At 31.7% G+C, this 18,237-nt stretch carries 22 protein-coding genes; 3 read left to right on the top strand and 19 right to left on the bottom strand.

The genetic code is table 11. From position 1 onward, the window contains the following. Window positions 1-12: 12 nt before the first annotated feature. Window positions 13-612 carry a hypothetical protein gene (locus ABD963_RS08165; protein WP_345276460.1) on the bottom strand — a complete coding sequence of 200 codons (600 nt, stop codon included), beginning with the start codon at window positions 610-612 and terminating at the stop codon, window positions 13-15. Window positions 613-702: 90 nt separating this feature from the next. Then, window positions 703-1,062: a hypothetical protein gene (locus ABD963_RS08170; protein WP_345276461.1), complete on the bottom strand. Its 360-nt coding sequence runs from the start codon at window positions 1,060-1,062 to the stop codon at window positions 703-705. Between the two features lie 174 nt (window positions 1,063-1,236). Between ABD963_RS08170 and ABD963_RS08175 the strand changes: the two genes are divergently transcribed. The 3 genes from ABD963_RS08175 to ABD963_RS08185 are packed head-to-tail and all read left to right on the top strand — an operon-like array spanning window position 1,237 to window position 3,788. Further along, window positions 1,237-2,007: an MlaE family ABC transporter permease gene (locus ABD963_RS08175; protein ID WP_345276462.1), complete on the top strand. Its 771-nt coding sequence runs from the start codon at window positions 1,237-1,239 to the stop codon at window positions 2,005-2,007. Window positions 2,008-2,009: 2 nt separating this feature from the next. Beyond that, window positions 2,010-2,789 (top strand): ABC transporter ATP-binding protein, encoded by a 780-nt coding sequence (locus ABD963_RS08180; protein WP_345276463.1) that lies wholly within the window; start codon window positions 2,010-2,012, stop codon window positions 2,787-2,789. 12 nt (window positions 2,790-2,801) lie between these two features. Beyond that, window positions 2,802-3,788, top strand: coding sequence for an MlaD family protein (locus tag ABD963_RS08185; protein WP_345276464.1), 987 nt, complete (start codon window positions 2,802-2,804; stop codon window positions 3,786-3,788). 26 nt (window positions 3,789-3,814) lie between these two features. Here ABD963_RS08185 and ABD963_RS08190 read toward each other — a convergent pair whose 3' ends face one another. The 17 genes from ABD963_RS08190 to ABD963_RS08270 form a co-directional block, all read right to left on the bottom strand. After that, window positions 3,815-4,153: a hypothetical protein gene (locus ABD963_RS08190; RefSeq protein WP_345276465.1), complete on the bottom strand. Its 339-nt coding sequence runs from the start codon at window positions 4,151-4,153 to the stop codon at window positions 3,815-3,817. Between the two features lie 11 nt (window positions 4,154-4,164). Continuing rightward, on the bottom strand, window positions 4,165-4,674 hold the full coding sequence (locus tag ABD963_RS08195) for a pyridoxamine 5'-phosphate oxidase family protein (protein ID WP_345276466.1): 510 nt from the start codon (window positions 4,672-4,674) through the stop codon (window positions 4,165-4,167). Between the two features lie 54 nt (window positions 4,675-4,728). Further along, window positions 4,729-5,184: a pyridoxamine 5'-phosphate oxidase family protein gene (locus tag ABD963_RS08200; RefSeq protein WP_345276467.1), complete on the bottom strand. Its 456-nt coding sequence runs from the start codon at window positions 5,182-5,184 to the stop codon at window positions 4,729-4,731. Window positions 5,185-5,298: 114 nt separating this feature from the next. Next, window positions 5,299-6,516: a metallophosphoesterase gene (locus tag ABD963_RS08205; RefSeq protein ID WP_345276468.1), complete on the bottom strand. Its 1,218-nt coding sequence runs from the start codon at window positions 6,514-6,516 to the stop codon at window positions 5,299-5,301. Between the two features lie 16 nt (window positions 6,517-6,532). Further along, window positions 6,533-7,165, bottom strand: coding sequence for a hypothetical protein (locus ABD963_RS08210; RefSeq protein ID WP_345276469.1), 633 nt, complete (start codon window positions 7,163-7,165; stop codon window positions 6,533-6,535). A 36-nt stretch (window positions 7,166-7,201) separates the two neighbouring features. Continuing rightward, window positions 7,202-7,795 carry a CDP-alcohol phosphatidyltransferase family protein gene (locus ABD963_RS08215; protein ID WP_345276470.1) on the bottom strand — a complete coding sequence of 198 codons (594 nt, stop codon included), beginning with the start codon at window positions 7,793-7,795 and terminating at the stop codon, window positions 7,202-7,204. Between the two features lie 50 nt (window positions 7,796-7,845). After that, on the bottom strand, window positions 7,846-8,745 hold the full coding sequence (locus ABD963_RS08220) for a hypothetical protein (RefSeq protein WP_345276471.1): 900 nt from the start codon (window positions 8,743-8,745) through the stop codon (window positions 7,846-7,848). A gap of 66 nt (window positions 8,746-8,811) precedes the next feature. Further along, on the bottom strand, window positions 8,812-9,471 hold the full coding sequence (locus ABD963_RS08225) for a DUF6799 domain-containing protein (RefSeq protein ID WP_345276472.1): 660 nt from the start codon (window positions 9,469-9,471) through the stop codon (window positions 8,812-8,814). Window positions 9,472-9,643: 172 nt separating this feature from the next. Next, the gene (locus tag ABD963_RS08230; protein ID WP_345276473.1) at window positions 9,644-11,632 is read right to left on the bottom strand and encodes a heavy metal translocating P-type ATPase; all 1,989 of its coding nucleotides are present in this window, start codon (window positions 11,630-11,632) and stop codon (window positions 9,644-9,646) included. A gap of 41 nt (window positions 11,633-11,673) precedes the next feature. Beyond that, the gene (locus tag ABD963_RS08235) at window positions 11,674-12,579 is read right to left on the bottom strand and encodes a mechanosensitive ion channel family protein (RefSeq protein WP_345276474.1); all 906 of its coding nucleotides are present in this window, start codon (window positions 12,577-12,579) and stop codon (window positions 11,674-11,676) included. A 9-nt stretch (window positions 12,580-12,588) separates the two neighbouring features. Further along, window positions 12,589-12,885: a chaperone modulator CbpM gene (locus tag ABD963_RS08240; RefSeq protein WP_345276475.1), complete on the bottom strand. Its 297-nt coding sequence runs from the start codon at window positions 12,883-12,885 to the stop codon at window positions 12,589-12,591. After that, window positions 12,885-13,775, bottom strand: a complete 891-nt coding sequence (locus ABD963_RS08245; RefSeq protein ID WP_345276476.1) for a DnaJ C-terminal domain-containing protein — start codon at window positions 13,773-13,775, stop codon at window positions 12,885-12,887. The genes ABD963_RS08240 and ABD963_RS08245 overlap by 1 nt, the downstream gene beginning before the upstream one ends. Beyond that, window positions 13,776-13,988 carry a hypothetical protein gene (locus ABD963_RS08250; protein WP_345276477.1) on the bottom strand — a complete coding sequence of 71 codons (213 nt, stop codon included), beginning with the start codon at window positions 13,986-13,988 and terminating at the stop codon, window positions 13,776-13,778. Window positions 13,989-14,119: 131 nt separating this feature from the next. Beyond that, on the bottom strand, window positions 14,120-14,794 hold the full coding sequence (locus tag ABD963_RS08255) for an ABC transporter ATP-binding protein (protein WP_345276478.1): 675 nt from the start codon (window positions 14,792-14,794) through the stop codon (window positions 14,120-14,122). A 1-nt stretch (window position 14,795) separates the two neighbouring features. After that, complete coding sequence (locus ABD963_RS08260; RefSeq protein WP_345276479.1) at window positions 14,796-16,058, bottom strand: ABC transporter permease; 1,263 nt, start codon at window positions 16,056-16,058, stop codon at window positions 14,796-14,798. Further along, window positions 16,058-17,137, bottom strand: a complete 1,080-nt coding sequence (locus ABD963_RS08265; RefSeq protein ID WP_345276480.1) for an efflux RND transporter periplasmic adaptor subunit — start codon at window positions 17,135-17,137, stop codon at window positions 16,058-16,060. The genes ABD963_RS08260 and ABD963_RS08265 overlap by 1 nt, the downstream gene beginning before the upstream one ends. Before the next feature lie 2 nt (window positions 17,138-17,139). After that, window positions 17,140-18,225 (bottom strand): site-2 protease family protein, encoded by a 1,086-nt coding sequence (locus ABD963_RS08270; RefSeq protein ID WP_345276481.1) that lies wholly within the window; start codon window positions 18,223-18,225, stop codon window positions 17,140-17,142. Window positions 18,226-18,237: the final 12 nt, after the last annotated feature.

Here is an 18,237-nt window from a genome sequence, read left to right on the forward strand (position 1 = left end):
AAATACAGATGTTTAAGGCTTTGAAAATGCTTTTTTAAAATGAGTGAAAGCCTCCGAGATTTCTGTTTGGAAATGCTCAAGTTTCGTTTCTTCTTTTTTCTTTGCATACTTGCCTTTGAACTTATCTATAAAGGAATTAAAATCTTTTTTCCCTTTTTCAAAAGATTCCTTAGCTTCAGGTTTTTCTTTATTAAATTTTTGCTCTAAAATTTCTAACTGAATTTTAAATTGTTCAATTTCAATAAGTGTAAAAGCATACATTCTATTTAAAGTTTCATTGGTTTTAATTTTAACTTCTATGTCATGTATTATCGTAAGCAATTGCTTTTTTTGCTTTTTAAAAATTTCTTTGGTCTCTGCTTTACCTAAAGCTAATTGAACACGTAATTCATCAAATTTGGTGTGAAGCTCTTCAATTTTTTCCTTCACACCTTTAATTTTGAATTCGCTTTCATGTATAAATAAGTTAAATTTCTTTTTAACCTCCTCATACTTGTCTTGTGCCTCAGCTTTTCCTAATGCCGCTTTCACTTGAAATTCCTCCAATTCTGTAGCTGATTTTCTGAGGGCTTCAATAACTTTATCTACAAAATGTATATCCTTGTTTTTCATAACTATTAGATTTATGTTGTTATTAAATATCTAAACAAAACTGATTTTAGGCAATGATAATCATCAGTTTTATATAACCTAGCCTCTATATTAAAGGGGAATCAATTTAACCGTGGTTGGTATAAAACCATTATCCAAAATCAAGGTTTCAAAACCATCAGCCGAAATTTCAGCATAAATGAAATCGTACCAATCATGACAGGAGGTTCCTTCTGAATTCGTAATTAGAATTAATTGAATATTTTCACCCTCCTGATTTAAATAAATAGCTGTTGTTTTTGCATTCGGAATGGGTTCATCATTTGTAATGTTTAATACTTTATAGCAATAAGGCCAATCAAAGTGGAAAAGACCATCGAGTGAATCACCAATATCTATACTTGGGCTACATCTAAACAAAGTAAAAAATCCCATTATCATGAATAATGATATGAAGAATTGGTTTTTCATAATATCACCACTTTCTATAAATGTAATGATGTAGATTTTGGTATGCAATGAGAAATATCAGCTCAAAGAAATTAATTGATTTACTCTAAAAACACGTTGGTAACTAAATGATTTTAATCATTTTATATATTATCATGTTATCATAACTTTAAATATTGGAATACCTGTTTTTTTATGCTTAAATCAATCCATATAAAATCGTTCTTTATAGAAATTGGTGAACTCACATACTTTGCTAGAAGGTTTTTTAAAGAACTTTTTAATAAGCCTTTTGAGTTTAATGAGTTACTTAAGCAATGTTATAATATAGGCAACCGCTCATTTTTACTGGTTGGTGTTACAGGCTTTATAATAGGTTTGGTTATTACGTTACAAACTAGACCCACCTTGGAAGAGTTTGGAGCAGAATCGTGGATGCCATCTATGGTAAGCATTTCCATTATAAGAGAAATTGGTCCTGTAATAATTGCTTTAACTTTTGCTGGACGTATAGCCTCAGGAATTGGTGCCGAATTAGGCTCCATGCGTGTAACCGAACAAATTGATGCCATGGAAGTTTCAGGTACGAACCCATTTAAATTTCTTGTGGTAACCAGGGTTCTGGCAGCAACTTTGATGCTACCCATTTTAGTGATTTTTGGCGATGCCATAGCACTTTATGGGTCTTACATCATTGAAAACCTAAAGGGTGAAGTGTCCTTTCAATTATATTTCAACAAGGTGTTTAATTCGTTAGAGTTTGGAGACATTGTTCCAGCTACCATTAAAACCTATTTTTTTGGTTTTGCCATTGGGTTAGTAGGGTGTTTCAAAGGGTATTATTGCGAGAAGGGTACCGTTGGCGTTGGGTTGGCTGCAAACTCTGCGGTGGTATTTTCGTCTATGCTATTATTTATAATTGACTTTATAGCTGTATTTATAACCGATATATTTTTTGAAATTTAAAAATGAATTCAATACAAAATATACAAACACCAAAAGAGACTATAAGCTTAAAAAAGCCTATTCTCGAAATTAAAGATTTAAAAAAATCCTTTGGAAACAATCATGTTTTAAATGGATTCAATTTACAGCTTTTTGAGGGCGAAAACTTGGTAATTATGGGTAAATCTGGTTCTGGAAAATCGGTAATGATAAAATGTTTGGTGGGCTTGATGCAACCAGATTCAGGAAGTATTTCAGTTATGGGTAAAGATATCAATACACTTAACCGTAACGATTTAGATGAATTACGAACCGAAATTGGGTTTCTTTTCCAAGGAAGTGCTCTATATGATTCAATGACGGTAAGAGAGAATTTAGAATTTCCATTAAGGCGACACAAACATAAGTTTGGAGATTTAACAGACACTACAGAGTTGGTTATCGAAGCCTTAGAAAGTGTAGGATTGGTTGACGCCATAGATTTAATGCCCGTGGAACTTTCTGGGGGCATGCAAAGGCGTGTGGCTTTGGCCAGAACATTAATACTGAAACCAAAAATTATTTTATATGATGAGCCAACAAGTGGATTAGATCCTATCACAGCTAAAGAAATTATAGAACTTATGCGACGTGTTCAACGCCAATATAAAACATCTTCGCTAATCATCACCCATGATGTAGATTGTGCGCGTGTGGTTTCAGAACGTATGATTCTGTTGGTAGATGGTATAAACTACGCCGAAGGTATTTTTGAAGCATTAAGAGCTTCAAAGGATGAAAAGATTAAAGCGTTTTTTAAATAAATATTTCAGATCATGAGAAAGACAAATAATGAAAAATTAAAATTGGGCATCTTCGTTATTGTTGGATTGCTATTATTTGTAGTAGCGATTTATTTTATTGGAAATCGTCAAAATATGTTTGTAAAAACATTTAGCATCAGTGCCAATTTTAATAACGTAAATGGTTTGATTCAAGGTAATAATGTACGCTATTCTGGCATCAATATAGGAACGGTAAAAACCATTTCCATGATAAACGATTCTACCATTAACGTGAATATGGTTATTGAAGAAAAAATGGTTCAACATATTAAAAAAGACGCTATTGCCACTATTGGAACCGATGGTTTGGTTGGGAATATGATTGTTAATATCATCCCCGGTGACGGAAATGCTGAAGCTATTTCGGAGGGTGATATTATTAAAAGTTATACCAAAATTGGTACAGCAGACATGCTTAACACTTTAAGTGTTACCAATGAAAATGCCGCATTATTGACCGCAAAACTTCTCAATATCGCAGATGCTATGGCTGATAGTAAAGGCACTTTTGGAATGCTTATAAATGATACCATAGTATCCAATAACTTAAAGCATACAGTGAATCAATTACGAATTATGAGTATTGAAGCCAACAAATCCATGAAATCATTAAATGCCATTATTAATAATATTAATTTTGATGAAAGCATTGCTGGTGTATTGTTGAACGATTCTATTGAAGCTCAAAAGATAAAAGTTGTTCTAACCAATTTAGAAACATCCAGCCAAGACATGAAAGCGGTCATTACAAACCTTAATGAAACCATCACCGATCTTAAAAATGGAAAAGGCGCTGTTGATTATCTTTTTAAAGATGAAAACTTTGTAAAAAACTTGGAACAGTCTATGAAAAACATTTATGAAGGTACCGATAAATTCAACCAGAATATGGAAGCCTTAAAGCACAATTTCTTGACCCGTAGTTATTTTAGAAAGTTAGAACGCGAACAAAAAAAGATGGACAAAGAAAATAAGTAAGACTCTTATTATTTTGTAATTTTTAATTAATTGTAAATTAATCTTAAAATCAAAATCCCAATAGAAACCACAAAAATACTTGTATAAATTGTCTTATTATGTTTGGCGAGCCAATTAGGTAAAAAAATATCAAAGTTATCTTTTGTGGAATCTGAATATTTTCGGGCTATTAAAGTAAGCGGACAATACCATTTAAACAATAGGAGCACAATACCTTCCAATATTACCAAACCTATACAAATCCAGACCCAAACATCAATTTTATTAAAAATAGTGGCATACAACAAATAAAATATAACCACATTGTAAAACAACCAGATTATGGTGTGGATTGTTTTGATGAATACAAGATTTGTATTTTTCATCTAATTCATCATTAAAGAATGCCAAACTTTTTCTCCTTTTTGGGTATTAAATAGTTCACGTTGCTTTTAGATTTCCGTTGCTTACCCGTAATTTCCTGAATATTTATATGATAAACTATGGGTAAAGCTTCAAAGTGTGTTTTACCAGAAAATTCTGGAATAAACTGAAGTTCCTTGTTCTCATTTTCTTTTATGAGTTTTTTTACACCCAATGAAAACTTATGCAATTCATATTTAGCATCTGAGCCTTCCAATTCCTCAAAAGTCCCCTGAATAAGTATGGACTTCCATTCATCAACAGATTGTATTTCGGCAATTTCAAGGGCCACAGCATTATTCGCCCTAAGGGCTTTAGTTTTATGGCCTTCACCTGTATAACCTATCACCGTCAGGTTCTTTTTGTCGTAGTAGTAAGTGATGGGAATTACAAAAGGTGAATTTTTATATACATAAGCCAAATGCCCAATATAATTGTTGTTAAGGATTTTTAAGCAATCTTCTTTTTTAATATTTGTAATCATGGTAAGTCTTTATTTAATTGTTAGTAGAAAAGAATGATTTTAAACAATTCAAATCTAATATTGTCTCTCCCTACCTGTTAGTTCTTCAATTTCAATTTGAAAGACCACTGGTATACCTTCTTTAAAAATTTTACTTGAGAACTCACTTATATGACTTAAATGTTTACCTTCTTTAATTTTGATAACATCCTTGACACGCTCTGAAAATTTATGCAGATTGATTTTTGCAGAACTACCTTCAAACTCCCTATATATTCCATGTGCCAAAACAGATTTCCAATTACTTACAGAATCTATTTCTGCAACTTCTAAAGATACTAGGCCATTATTTCGCAAAGCCTTTATTTTATGACCAATACCGGAATAGCCAATAATGGTATTTTCAATGTCATCATAATAGTAAGTTATAGGGACTACATAAGGGCGGTTGTTAAATATGTATCCTAAATAACCAATATAATTTCTTTTTAATAAATATGTGCACTCGAATGTGGTAAGGGTTTTAATCATATTCTAAGATTTAATGAGTTATTTAATAAATGACATTTAAAAAGATTCGCTCTTTTTAAAGTTAGAAAACTATGTCAAGTTATTTTAAATTTGTCTTTAATTTTATGATATAAATCAGTTTGTTCTGAGTTCAATCAAAGTTATTTCAGGACGCATACCTAATCTTCCTGGGAAACCAATCCAACCCAATCCTCTATTTACATATAAATATTGATTATTATGTTTATATAAACCTGCCCAATGTTTGTACTTATATTTTATTGGGCTCCAAGTCATGTCTTTATAATTAAATCCGAATTGCATGCCATGTGTGTGACCAGAAAGCGTTAGTGCAATGTTTGTATCATTAACAACCTCTTCATTCCAGTGGCAAGGGTCATGCGAGAGTAATATTTTAAAAGGAATATTAATTACTTTTTTTATGGCAGATACTAAATCGCCGTATTGCTTAAAAGGTGGTTTCCCCCAATTCTCGACACCAATAATGGCTATTTTTTCATTGTCTGTTTTAATAATTTCAGACTCATTCACCAATAATTTAAAACCTACATCCTTATAGAATTGTTTAATTTTATTGAGGTTTTCTTGTTTTTCTGCATCACTATTCCATTTCGAATAATCGCCATAATCATGATTTCCCAAAACGGCGTACTTCCCTTTTATGGCAGATAGTTTTTTAAATGTTTTATCCCAACCAGTTAATTCCCAAGCATAGTTATTGACCAAATCGCCCGTAAAAAAAATAAAATCTGGATGTAAATTGTTGATAAGTCTAAACGCTTTTTGCAAGACTTTATAACGATTGTTAAACCCTCCAATATGTAAATCAGAAATTTGAACGATTTTTAAACCATCAAACGCTTTTGGTAAATAGTTGAAATATAATTTATGTGTATATATTTTAAAATGATAAACTGCTTTAAAAACAGCGTAAACAATAACAAAAAAAGGTAGAAATCCTGAAAACAAACCAATTAATGGAATTACTACCAAAGATTCTTTTTCAGAAAAAACGACGTTGCCAAAAAACAGAATCGATATTATAATAACAAATAGAATTTTAGGAATAAACGATGAAATGGTGAGCCCATATAATGATGAAACTAATAATTGTTTCCGTTTTGGATTGATATCATCTAGAGTCACCTTAAGAATAATTATGGCTGTTATAAGCCCAATAGAAAAACACCAGAATAATAGATTAATAGCCCTTGTAAGCAATGAAGAATCTAGTAATTGTGCAATATCTTGTAGCCAGTGAAATGATAAAATATCTACTAATAGAATTGCTAAACACAATAATAAAATTGTAAAAAAGGAATAGCTACGCATGATATTTTACTTTGGATTATTTCAATTTAACTTCATTAATTAAACTATCTATAAAATATCGATTATCAATTTTATAAGGCATATTCATTATATTTCTTCTTGAGAAAATATATTTGATGGAGTCGCCATCTTTTTCATAAATACTTCTGTTTTGGGTAAAACTTTCCCATTGCTTGGGAACATTAATTCTTAAATCTTTCCTGAAGGATATTTCACTGTTTAAGTGAATAATATTGGTGTCGTAAACATCGTATTCTTTGCCAAAAATTCTTTTTTTATTGAACTTTGACATTGAATTCTCATGAGAATCAAATAGGACTAAAACATAATCTTCATTAGTGTAGAAATTAATATCAATCGTACTGCTTTGATATATGAAAATAAAAAAAGTGATTACTATAAAAACGATTTCCCCGATCATTAATTTAATGTAGGATATTTTTTTTAGCAGCAATCTGTCTAGTATATATAAGCCTATTATTGATATGGTGATTGGAATTATGATAGCTGAATATATAGCACTTTCACTATTATTGGCGTACATTATGTAAACTGCATTTATAGTCATAATTACACCTATTAAAGTTAAAATGGTGAATATTGTAACTGGAAAAATGAAACTTTTAAGAATTCTAATAAGTTTTAACATGAAAATTGCTTTAACTGTTTACTGCTATTTATTGATTTAATGCGTTCTCTTTTTTAATCGTCTTTTATCGCGTAAAGCCCAATAAATGCCCTTTACATCGGAGGCCCAATTTTTATACATAAAAATGAGAGTGATTTCTTCAATAGTTTCTAGCACGCCTATAATAATCATTATATAAAACAAAACGTATTCAGGAATAAAGAATAACGACCATAAAATGAATACGCTTTGAAGCACCGCTGAGAGTTTTGCTAAATAGGTATGAAAAGCTGTTGCTTTCCCATATTTGAAATATGCTATAAGCATTTGAATAATATAGGGTATGAATGCAAGAAGAATTAAAAGGAGGTTAGTTTTTATAAAGGCCGTTTCAAAATAGGACAAACCCATTAACCCAATAATTAGTGTTATTTGGTCTCCAAACGAATCAAGCTGCGAGCCCCTTGGACTTGTTATTTTTAATTTACGAGCTAAAAACCCATCAATGGCATCGGTTAAATAACTGATTAACAAAAAACACGTAAAAACTAAGCGAAAATCTAACCAAATTAATACCAACAAAATAGGTGCAGCGGCTATTCGATAAAAGGAAAACCAATCGGCAATATTGTAGTTTTTAAAGGTTAGCATACTTTTTACTTTTAGAAATATTCAATTAAAATATTATTCACCTTTCAATTTTAAAAAATGTAACTTATACTCAACATAAAATAAAATGTGTTATCTAAATCTTCTTTATAAATATCAGTTTCTGTTGTTAAAGTTGCGGGTGTTTTGGGAATGATAAAATAAGGTGATAATCCTAAAATATATGGTTTATTTACATACCAAATAGGCAAACTGAATTCTATGGCCATTAAACTAAATTTTTCGCTTTCCTCTAGCACAACCGAAGTTACTGCTGTTTGCGTATTTCCTACATTTCCTTGACCGGAGCCTTTGCCTCGACTACCATTTCCAAAACGATTATTTATATAATATTCTTCGTAAAAATTTTGAGAACCAAAATAAATACCTGCTGTTGGTGATATTTGAAACCTTTGATGTTTTGTCACAAAATCATGACTTATTTCAGAATATAAAAAAAAGTCAGAGCCACTATTTTTATTAATAAACAGTGTCGCACCTACACCAACATTTAAAATATCTAAATCGTAAACCATAATTGCAGAAATGTCTGCTTCAACTTCAGAGATCACATTGTAGCTATCTGTATTAAAAAAATATTTGGTAAAGGAAATATCGCCTTGTAATTTTCTAATATTAAAATCGTAACCAATGGTTCCTAAAAATAAATCTATCCTACTTTCATTTGACTTTGTTAAATAAGAAAATGATCCTGTTGCATAGAAACCACTTTTATTAAAATAAGTAATGGATGGATAAAGATAGGGCGCACTTATAGAATCTTTTCTGCCAAAAAAAACAGCATCATTAATATATCCTAAACTTAATGAAACATATGAAGAATCAGCACCATTTGTTTGCACTTCTTTTTTAATTTCACTTTGACTGAAAATACTATTCCCAAGTAAAAACAAAAGCAAAAAACGAATAAATTTGAATTTTGAAAATTTCATGATGAATGCTTTAAACATGGAAAAGAAGGGATTTTGAAGAACAACAAAATCCCTTCTCTTTGCAAACTAAGCAGCTCCTTTTTTCTTAGTTTGCTTTTTTATTAATGATTTGTTTTGAACCTTATTTTGCATCATAGGTTTGTTAATCATCATTTTCCTGTGTTGAAGAGTGTTTTTAAACATTTCTCCATTCATATTCAAACACTCGCCATCTTTCAAACGCAATTGTACTCGATCTCTTGTTTGATAGCTACCATCAGGGTTAACAACCGTTCCGTTTTCAAGTTTGATTTGCTCACGGATTTGATTTTGAAATTGGTTTCTTATTTGGTAAGCGTCTCCATCAATTACCATAATTTGGTATCTGTTTTGATTTCGTTGTTGAACTTGTGCTTCTGCTAAACCTTTGTTTTCTTGTTGGATTTTGTAACGGTATTGGTATTCATTTCTAAATAAAACACCATCATTATCCAAACATTCACCATCCCTTAAACGCAACCTAACTTGATCCTTGGTTTGGTAGCTTCCATCTGGATAAACCACAGTTCCATCGTTTAAAATAATATTGTCTTTCAATCGAATTTGATCGCGGTCTCTAATTTGCAATACATCACCATCAACCAACATAACTCTATCTCGGTCTCTGTCCTGTACTTTGTCTTGTGCTTTTAATGTTGTAGTTCCAAAAACCACAAACACTACCAATAAAATTATTTTTTTCATCATACTAGATATTAAAATTAATAGATTAAAAATACCTTTATGGGTGTTTAAGGGCAATGATATTAGTCAGTTAAAGGCTTGTTTATATGTAACTTATATTACAGTTTTTAAGTTTTTAGAGAAATTCTGTTTGCTATAACTTCTAAAATTTTAATATGCTAATAATTTTAATATATCAACGAATTGGAGTCATCTCAAAACGAAGCAATCTCAAAGCATTTAGCACTACTATAATGGTAGAACCCTCATGAAAAGTGACAGCCAAACCAATGTTTGTCAGTCCTAAAATAGTTACAGGTACTAGTAAGCTTACCATTCCTAAACTTATCCAAATATTTTGCTTTATAATGCGTTTTGAAGCCCTACTCAATCCAATAACAAAAGGTAAGTTTTCAATTTTATCAGACATTAACGCTACATCAGCAGTTTCTAGAGCTACATCACTTCCGGCAGCACCCATGGCGATACTTACCGTACTTAATGCCATTGCTGGCGCATCGTTTACGCCATCGCCAACCATGGCTATTTTATGATATTTTTCTATTAAATTTTTAATTTCGGATACTTTATCTTCTGGGAGTAAATTGCCTTTAACACCCGTCAGACCAATTTGTTTAGCAATGGCATTACCAACATTTTGATGATCGCCTGTTAACATAACCATATGCTTTATACCTATATTTTTTAATTGTTTAAGAGTAGATTCAGCAGTTTTCCTTGGCACATCCATCACACTAATGAGGCCTACCACCTGTTTTTTGAAAGCTACTATCATTACTGTGTGGCCATTTTTTAATAGACTTCCCATTTTTGTTAAAATTGATTGGTCTACGATGATGCCAGCATCATGTATCATTTTTATATTACCAATTAAAACTTTTTCATTATTAAAATTTGCAGATATTCCTTTTCCATGAATAGCAATAACATTAGTCGCCTTATTTTTGGTTTGAATCTTATGTAGGGATTTTATATCATTTGCAATCGCTTTTGCTATGGGATGATTGCTTAAACTTTCTACTTCTAAAACCAACTCTAACAAGTCTTTTTCTTTGAAATTATTTAAAGGGATTAGGTTGGTAAGTTTCGGTTTTCCTTCTGTTAATGTTCCGGTTTTATCGAAAGCAATGGTTGTAATTTCTCCTAAATCTTCTAGGGCTTTGCCTCCTTTAATAAGCACGCCCTTTTGTGCTGCTCTGGCTATACCACTCAATACAGCACTGGGGGTGGAAATTGCCAGTGCACAGGGACTTGCTGCCACTAATACGGTAATGGCACGATATAAACTTTGGTTAAAATCTTCATCAATTATTAAATAAGCAAAACATAACAATGTAACGGCTAATATCACAATTGGCACATACCATTTCTCAAACTTTTTGGTAAGTCTTTGGGTGGGAGATTTTTGAGTTTCAACCTCACTTACCATTTTTATGAGTCTTGAAACTGTGGAATCTTTACTAAGTTTTAAAACCAATACTTCTAGGTTGTTATCGCCGTTTATAGTTCCAGCAAATACGATATGCTTATTATCAATATCATTAAATTTTGGTAAAGCATCGGTGCTATCAATAAATACTTTATCAACAGGTATGCTTTCCCCTGTTATAGGTGCTTGATTAATACTACTAGAACCGCTAATTATAACACCATCTGCGGCAATTTTAGTGTTTGATTTTACGACAATAACATCATGTATACATAAATGTTTTATGGGTATTTCTTCAAGTTTATCGTTTTTTTTAACTAATGCGGTTTTTGGAGAGAGGTTACTTAAAGCCTCGATAGACTTTTTAGCTTTATTCATGGCATAGTGTTCTAGAGCATGCCCTAGACTAAATAGAAATAGAAGTAAAGACCCTTCTGCCCACTTACCAATATAGAAAGCCCCGGCGGCGGCGGCCATCATTAAAAAATCGATATCAAAAGCACCTTTAACAACTTTTTTATAAGCCTCAATAGCTATATAAAAACACCCAAAAAAGTAAGAGATTATATAACATGATAAATAAATCCAGATTGAAAAATTTGTTAGTTTTTGAATTATAAATCCTAATAAAAGAAATACACCACAAAGAATAGCAAAGTAAAGTTCCGTGTTCTTTTCTAAACTGAAGTATTGCTTTTGGGTTTCATTTCTCATATGGGTTGCCACATCTTCCATTTTATAAACTTTAATTAGTTTTCTTACGTTAAAAACTAGTTTTAAAAGTTCTCCTTAATATTTACTTTTATTTCTGGTATTTTAATAAGTTCTAAAGTGGTTGATGCCAAAACAACCCTGTCATCTGTTTTTTTAATTTCTTTATAGATTTCATCATATAAAATATGTTTGATAGCACGTCTTTTTCTGTAATCTACAATATATCGCAAGTTAAACTGAACCCAATTATCGGTTAAGGCGATGGCAAGCGTTGGGTCAACTAAAGCATCTTCAATATAGTATTTGTTGACCACATCTTTCCACTGCGATTTTGAATTTGAGGTATATTCTGAAAGCGTCTTGGAAGCTATTTTAATAACAATAGATTTTGCCAACTCCATATCAGATCCATATTTGACGGGTAAATTAAATTCATCCCAGATAAAAGGAAAGTCTTGTGAATAATTATAAATAGGGCCTTTAAAAACAAAGGCATTACTTAATTTTACAATGCGACCACTATAATTATCGCTGCTTACCCACTGCCCTATTTCCATCATGGTCGTGTAAATACTATCTACATCTATTACATCTCCCTTAATTCCATTTATTTCAATTCTATCACCAGGTTTATAAACTTTTACAATAAAAATATATAATGATCCAGCAATGCTTAAAATCAGTTCTTGGAGTGTAAAAGCAATACCTGCAGAAAACAGTCCTATGGCAAGGGTAAAGTCCTTAATATTACCTGTGAAATATGAAAATGAAAGGAATATTAAAATAATATATCCAATAATTTCTATACCTTTTTGAGATTTGTACCTAGCAGCAGTATCGGTTACTTGTTTTCTTAAAATTCGTCTTACTAACTGCATAATAAAGAAAACAAATGCAACCAGTAGTGCATACTTAATAATGCTATAAATTGTTGGATTTTGAGAAATCCAATGCTTTATTTGTTCCATATTATTTGTTTAAAAATCTTCGTATACGCGTAACCTATTATGCAAATTTCTTATCTCAAGTTTTAGGGCATTTATTTGTTTCAATAAATTATTAATAGCATCAATTCCTTCCATATTTATATCCAAATCATAGTGTAACCGAGCTATTTTTTCAACTTTTTTTAAGTGGTTTTTATGAATAAAAAAATCATCGTTTTCCAAAGTCAACTCTACAAGTTGAAATTCGTGCAAAGAGTTTATAAAAGCTACAGGAATTTTGTAATGTTTGCAAACTAATTGTATGGGTATTAAATCTGTTTTTTCCATTATGAACGCAGTGTTTGTAGCTGTTTGATTAATTCTTTTTCTTTATCTGAAAGATAGGCGGGCAATTTAATATTATAGGTTATATATAAATCTCCAAATTGTCCTTCTTTTTTATATTTCGGGAAACCTTGACCTCTAAGTTTAACCTTGGTTCCGTTTTGGGTTTCAGGCTTTACGGTAAGTTTTACTTTGCCCTTAAACGTATCAACCATCAAATCACCCCCCAATAAGGCTTTGTATAAATCCAAATCAACGGTTGTGTATAGATTGTCTTTGTCTCGTTTAAATTTTGAATGGTTAACAATGGAAAACTGAATGTACAAATCACCGTTAGGTCCACCATTTATCCCTTTACCTCCATGCCCTTTTATTTTTATAATCTGTCCGTTTTCAACGCCTGCAGGAATGGTTATCCTAATGTTTTTCTTGTTAACGGTTAAGGTGCGTTTATGCGAAGTGTAAACATCTTTCAAATCTAGTTGTAATTCGGCATTAAAATCCTGACCTCTAAATTTTACTTGTCTGCCTCTATTACCAGAAGAAGTTCTACCACCAAACATGCTTTCAAAAAAATCTGAAAAATCTTCTTCGGAATACCCATCATCTGACCCTTGATAACTTCCATCATATGGTCCATGTTGTTTTGCTTTTTCATATGCTTCAGCATGTTGCCAATGCTCACCGTATTTGTCGTATTTTTTTCGATTCTCTGGGTTACTCAATACTTCATTCGCTTCATTAATTTCTTTGAATTTTTTTTCGGCAGCAGGGTCATTAGGGTTTAAATCTGGATGGTATTTGCGCGCCAATTTCCTGTAAGCTTTTTTAATATCACTTTCAGAAGCTGTTTTAGTTAGACCGAGTATTTTATAATAATCTATAAAAGGCATTTATTTCTTATTATGGGTTTCAATATGATGTTTTAATAGTTGCTTTAAGCTTTCAAAATAATCTTCCATTATTTTGAAATTGATTTTTGGATTATTTATTGATGGAATAGTCACAGGCGTTTCATCTAAAAACATATACAACTCAGGATACTCATTTTCTATTAATAGGATTAACTTGAGCACCTTATTTTCAATAATTTTCAAGGAATTCATATCGTGAATAATTAAACAGTTGTACTTTTTTTAACTTCATTTCTTTTAAGAATTTGTAGCCTAACTGACTATTCTTTAAGAGTTAAACAATTAAAATTAGCTTAAAAAAAACATCTAGGAAATGATGAATATCATGTAATGATCATACCATCTTCCATGGTAATGATTCTATTGGTTCGTTTTGCAAAATCCTCATCATGGGTAACGACTAATAAAGATAATCCTTCATCGTCACTGAGTTTTTTGAATATTTTGAAAACATTTTCAGAGTTATAGCTGTCCAAATTACCGGTAGGTTCGTCTCCCATGATAATTGTAGGATTATTAATCAAAGCCCTGGCAATGGCAACTCTTTGCTTTTCTCCACCCGATATCCTAGATGCTTTCTTTTTTGCTAATTGCTCAATATTCAGCATTTTTAATTTCTCAAAGGCATCATGCTCAATTTCCAAAGTTGATTTTTCAGCTAGCTTTTTAGCGGGAAGCATGACATTTTCCAACACAGAAAACTCAGGTAGCAAGTAATGAAACTGAAATACAAACCCAATGTGCTTATTTCTTATATGAGACAAGTGATCTCTACTCTGATTGGTTATCAATTGGTTATTCAAAAAAAGTTCGCCTTCATAATCAGTATCCATAGTTGATAAAATGTATAGTAGTGTAGATTTTCCGCAACCCGATTTCCCCATTATTGAGGCAAATTCGCCTTTTTTGATTTGAAAATTGATATCCTTTAAAACATGGAACAATACCGGTTTCTTAAAATATTTGTTTATATGTTTTGCTTCTAAAACAATGCTCATTTTATTGGCCTCTTATAATTTTAACCGGGTCTATTTTCTTTGCTTTTTTAGCTGGTAAATAACCTGCAAAAAAGGTAGATAACATGGCAAATAAAAAACCTATGACAAAGAACAGTGGATTCATATTTATGGGATAGGTATCCACGGTTGGCAAAGCTTCCGTTTTAAAAGGAATGGTATCGATTAAAGATGCTAACCCAAAGCCAATCAACAACACTAAAATGCCGCCAACAAATCCAATAATCATAGCTTGACTCATGAAAATAAATTGCACATCTCTCCCTGAAAAACCAGTAGCCTTCAATATGGCTATATCGTTCATTTTTTCATAAATAAGCATATTGAGGATGTTGTAAATTCCAAATCCAGCCACAATAAGTAGTGTTATGGAAACCGCATAAGTTATGAGGTTTCTAATGGTAGTACCCGTTTCAAATTGGGCGTTGGCAGTTTTAATATCAACAGCTTTTAAATGGAATTGTTGTTCTATTTTTTTAGACAGCGGCATCGCTTCTTCCATATCATATAATTTCACATTAATATCGGTTATGTAATTATTGGTTTCGCCCAAAATACGTTGAACGGTTTTAATATTGGTAAAACTTTGAATAGCATCTAAATCGGCCACACCACTTTGATAAAACCCCACAATTTTTAATGGAAAAACACCTCCATTTATGGGACTAACCTGCACACAATCTCCAACTTTTAAGGACATTTTTTTTGCAATACCTATACCCAATAAAATGCCGTTATCGGTATTTTGTAAAGCTTCTTCAGAACCCTCTACGATATAATCGGACATATTGAACAAACGGGCTTCATCCATGGGATTAATACCCGTAAGATTACCACCAAGCTCAATAGAGCCAGCCATATAGAAAATTTGGGTTTTAACTTGAGGAAGCGCACCACGAACGTTTTTATCTTCTTCTAAATAAGTGATAAGTGGTAATGCGTTGTGAATTTTTTTCTGGCTTAATTTTGGTTTGATGGAATGGATTACATCAAAACTGTTTTTTAATTCATTAAATATATCAATAGGTTGATTTTCAGAAGGTTCAATTTCATTATAGATGTGAATATGAGGTGTTTGGTTGAGTATTAAATTATCCAGCATAGCATTCAAACCAGTCATAAAACATACCAACGTTATGTAAGAACCAATGCCAAAAGTAACACCTAGAGCTGCGATAGCCGTTTGTTTGATTTTAGTTAACAAATGGGTTTTTGCAATGCTCAATATAATGTTCCAATGGGTCATTATTCTGGTTTATAAATATAGGTATCTTTGTTAATGCCTTCTATTACTTCAATGTATTCCATGTTTTGCAGACCAGTAGTGATGGTTACTAAACCCGCATCAGTTTCAACTTTGGTGTCGTCAATGAGGTAATTTTTCGGAATAGTCAATACACTATCTTTTTTTGCAATAATGATGTTGGCTTCACCTGAAAGTCCAGGATATAAAACGGCTGGAGGATTTTCAAAAACGGCTTCAATTTTAAACGTTTGATTGCGCTCATCTTTCTTGGGATATATTTTTGAAACGTTCCCCTTAAATATTTTACCGTTGTAAGCGTCCAAATGAATTAAAACATCTTGCCCTATTTTAACACGAACGATATCCACCTCATCTACCAACATGTCCATAATAAAATTGTTGATACTGCCAATACTGGCCAGTGGTTCCATGGTATTTACGATTTCACCAGGTTCCTTATAAAGGGCATACACTTTACCATTGATTTTACTTTTTACTGTAAAATCCTTGGTGCTTATGAGTGCGGTTCGATAGTTGTTTTCTGATTGTTTTACAGTGGTTAGTAATTCGTTTTTGGTTCTTTGATAATTATTTTGAAGCGTTAGCAGGTTGTTTTCAGAGAGTTCGTAATTCAATTTTTTGGTATCATAATCTATTTTAGATCCTATGTTTTGTTCCCAAAGATTTTTTTGCCTGAAATAGTTAATAGAATCATTCTTGTACTTAAGTTTTGCAGCATTAATTTGATCTAGAATACCACTTAAAACAGCTGCTTTACCGTTGTAATTTTCTTTTGCCAACTCTAAAGTAAATTTGGCATTTTCAGCGGTTAGTTTAGGCGAGCTATTGATAATTTGAATGAGTGGTTCATTTTTTAAAACGATATCGCCTTCTTCAACCAAATTAGCATCTAAAATACCTGAAACGATAGCATAAACTTCATATAAACTATCGGGTTGCACAGTTACTGAAGAATATACAGATTCGGTTATTGGTCTTTGAATTGGAAGTGTTCTATCCTTTTTTTCCGAACAAGCACCGATGATAAGAAAAAGACCTATAAACAGAACACGTTTCATTATTAATAAGCTAATTTAGACTGTAATAAAATATATTCATTTAGGTTAGTGGCATCAATAACACCAACCAGTTTTTCATCTTTTAAAACCGGCACAAATGATTTCTTTTCAGAAAAAACGATGTTATAAATGTTATTTAAATCGTCTGTATTATTAACAGTTTTAAAGTTGGTATCCATGATATCTTTGACCAAAACATTTTTATTAGAGTTTTCAATAATGGCTTTATGCTTTAAAACACCTTTAATTTTATGGTCTTCGACTACAACAAAATTAGTTTCAGTACCTGAAATGATTTTGTTGACAACCAAATCAATAGGGTCTCCAGGATTAAAAGTGGTCATGTTAATTATCATAGCTTCTTCCACACTATGTCCTTTCAACAACGCCAAATGTTGCACTATTTGGTTTTCACCATAAGCTCCTAAAAAAATAAAAAGAGCAATAATGATTAAAAATGGGTTGTACAATAAGCCTATCAACAAAAAAATAACAGCTATAGATTGCCCAATACTTGAAGCAATTTGGGTTGCTTTAACGCGACTCATTTTTGTGGCTAATAAGGCTCTTAAAATGCGGCCTCCATCCATTGGGAAAGCTGGAATAATATTAAATATAACCAATCCCACATTCACTATAAATAGGGAAAACAAAAAATTTTGTAATGTAAAACTCATTAATGTTTCAAATGTTTCGGTGAAATTTAGGCGCATAAACGCATCTACAGGAATAATAAAATAGAGGAATATGGCGACTATAACATTTACCAAAGGCCCTGCAAGTGTTATTAAAAGTTCTTGTTTTGGAGATTCTGGTATGCGCTCTAAACTAGCCATCCCTCCAATGGGCAACAAGGTTATTTTTTTTGTATCTATACCAAATCGTTTTGCGGTTAAAGCGTGCCCCAATTCGTGAAGTACGACACAGGTAAAAATAGCAATTAACAAAGCAATATTGAATAAAATACTTTTAATATCGCCACTCTGATTTAACTCGCTAAATACTATCCAAGCAATTAAAAAAAAGAAAGTCCAATGGACTACTATTTTAATACCTGAAATTTTCCCTAAATTAAGGTTCGCTTTCATCTTTTAAATGCT

It is taken from the genome of Litoribaculum gwangyangense, from assembly GCF_039543505.1.
Lineage (GTDB): Bacteria > Bacteroidota > Bacteroidia > Flavobacteriales > Flavobacteriaceae > Litoribaculum > Litoribaculum gwangyangense.

Bases quoted from the DNA above. Each gene is read 5' to 3' on its own strand.
- ABD963_RS08245 (WP_345276476.1), bottom strand. From the start codon at position 13,775: ATGCCTTTTATAGATTATTATAAAATACTCGGTCTAACTAAAACAGCT.
- ABD963_RS08180 (WP_345276463.1), top strand. From the start codon at position 2,010: ATGAATTCAATACAAAATATACAAACACCAAAAGAGACTATAAGCTTA.
- ABD963_RS08170 (WP_345276461.1), bottom strand. From the start codon at position 1,062: ATGAAAAACCAATTCTTCATATCATTATTCATGATAATGGGATTTTTT.
- ABD963_RS08270 (WP_345276481.1), bottom strand. From the start codon at position 18,225: ATGAAAGCGAACCTTAATTTAGGGAAAATTTCAGGTATTAAAATAGTA.
- ABD963_RS08210 (WP_345276469.1), bottom strand. From the start codon at position 7,165: ATGTTAAAACTTATTAGAATTCTTAAAAGTTTCATTTTTCCAGTTACA.
- ABD963_RS08240 (WP_345276475.1), bottom strand. From the start codon at position 12,885: ATGGAAAAAACAGATTTAATACCCATACAATTAGTTTGCAAACATTAC.
- ABD963_RS08185 (WP_345276464.1), top strand. From the start codon at position 2,802: ATGAGAAAGACAAATAATGAAAAATTAAAATTGGGCATCTTCGTTATT.
- ABD963_RS08195 (WP_345276466.1), bottom strand. From the start codon at position 4,674: ATGATTACAAATATTAAAAAAGAAGATTGCTTAAAAATCCTTAACAAC.
- ABD963_RS08220 (WP_345276471.1), bottom strand. From the start codon at position 8,745: ATGAAATTTTCAAAATTCAAATTTATTCGTTTTTTGCTTTTGTTTTTA.
- ABD963_RS08175 (WP_345276462.1), top strand. From the start codon at position 1,237: ATGCTTAAATCAATCCATATAAAATCGTTCTTTATAGAAATTGGTGAA.
- ABD963_RS08265 (WP_345276480.1), bottom strand. From the start codon at position 17,137: ATGAAACGTGTTCTGTTTATAGGTCTTTTTCTTATCATCGGTGCTTGT.
- ABD963_RS08165 (WP_345276460.1), bottom strand. From the start codon at position 612: ATGAAAAACAAGGATATACATTTTGTAGATAAAGTTATTGAAGCCCTC.
- ABD963_RS08225 (WP_345276472.1), bottom strand. From the start codon at position 9,471: ATGATGAAAAAAATAATTTTATTGGTAGTGTTTGTGGTTTTTGGAACT.
- ABD963_RS08250 (WP_345276477.1), bottom strand. From the start codon at position 13,988: ATGAATTCCTTGAAAATTATTGAAAATAAGGTGCTCAAGTTAATCCTA.
- ABD963_RS08200 (WP_345276467.1), bottom strand. From the start codon at position 5,184: ATGATTAAAACCCTTACCACATTCGAGTGCACATATTTATTAAAAAGA.
- ABD963_RS08215 (WP_345276470.1), bottom strand. From the start codon at position 7,795: ATGCTAACCTTTAAAAACTACAATATTGCCGATTGGTTTTCCTTTTAT.
- ABD963_RS08205 (WP_345276468.1), bottom strand. From the start codon at position 6,516: ATGCGTAGCTATTCCTTTTTTACAATTTTATTATTGTGTTTAGCAATT.
- ABD963_RS08235 (WP_345276474.1), bottom strand. From the start codon at position 12,579: ATGGAACAAATAAAGCATTGGATTTCTCAAAATCCAACAATTTATAGC.
- ABD963_RS08255 (WP_345276478.1), bottom strand. From the start codon at position 14,794: ATGAGCATTGTTTTAGAAGCAAAACATATAAACAAATATTTTAAGAAA.
- ABD963_RS08190 (WP_345276465.1), bottom strand. From the start codon at position 4,153: ATGAAAAATACAAATCTTGTATTCATCAAAACAATCCACACCATAATC.
- ABD963_RS08230 (WP_345276473.1), bottom strand. From the start codon at position 11,632: ATGGAAGATGTGGCAACCCATATGAGAAATGAAACCCAAAAGCAATAC.
- ABD963_RS08260 (WP_345276479.1), bottom strand. From the start codon at position 16,058: ATGACCCATTGGAACATTATATTGAGCATTGCAAAAACCCATTTGTTA.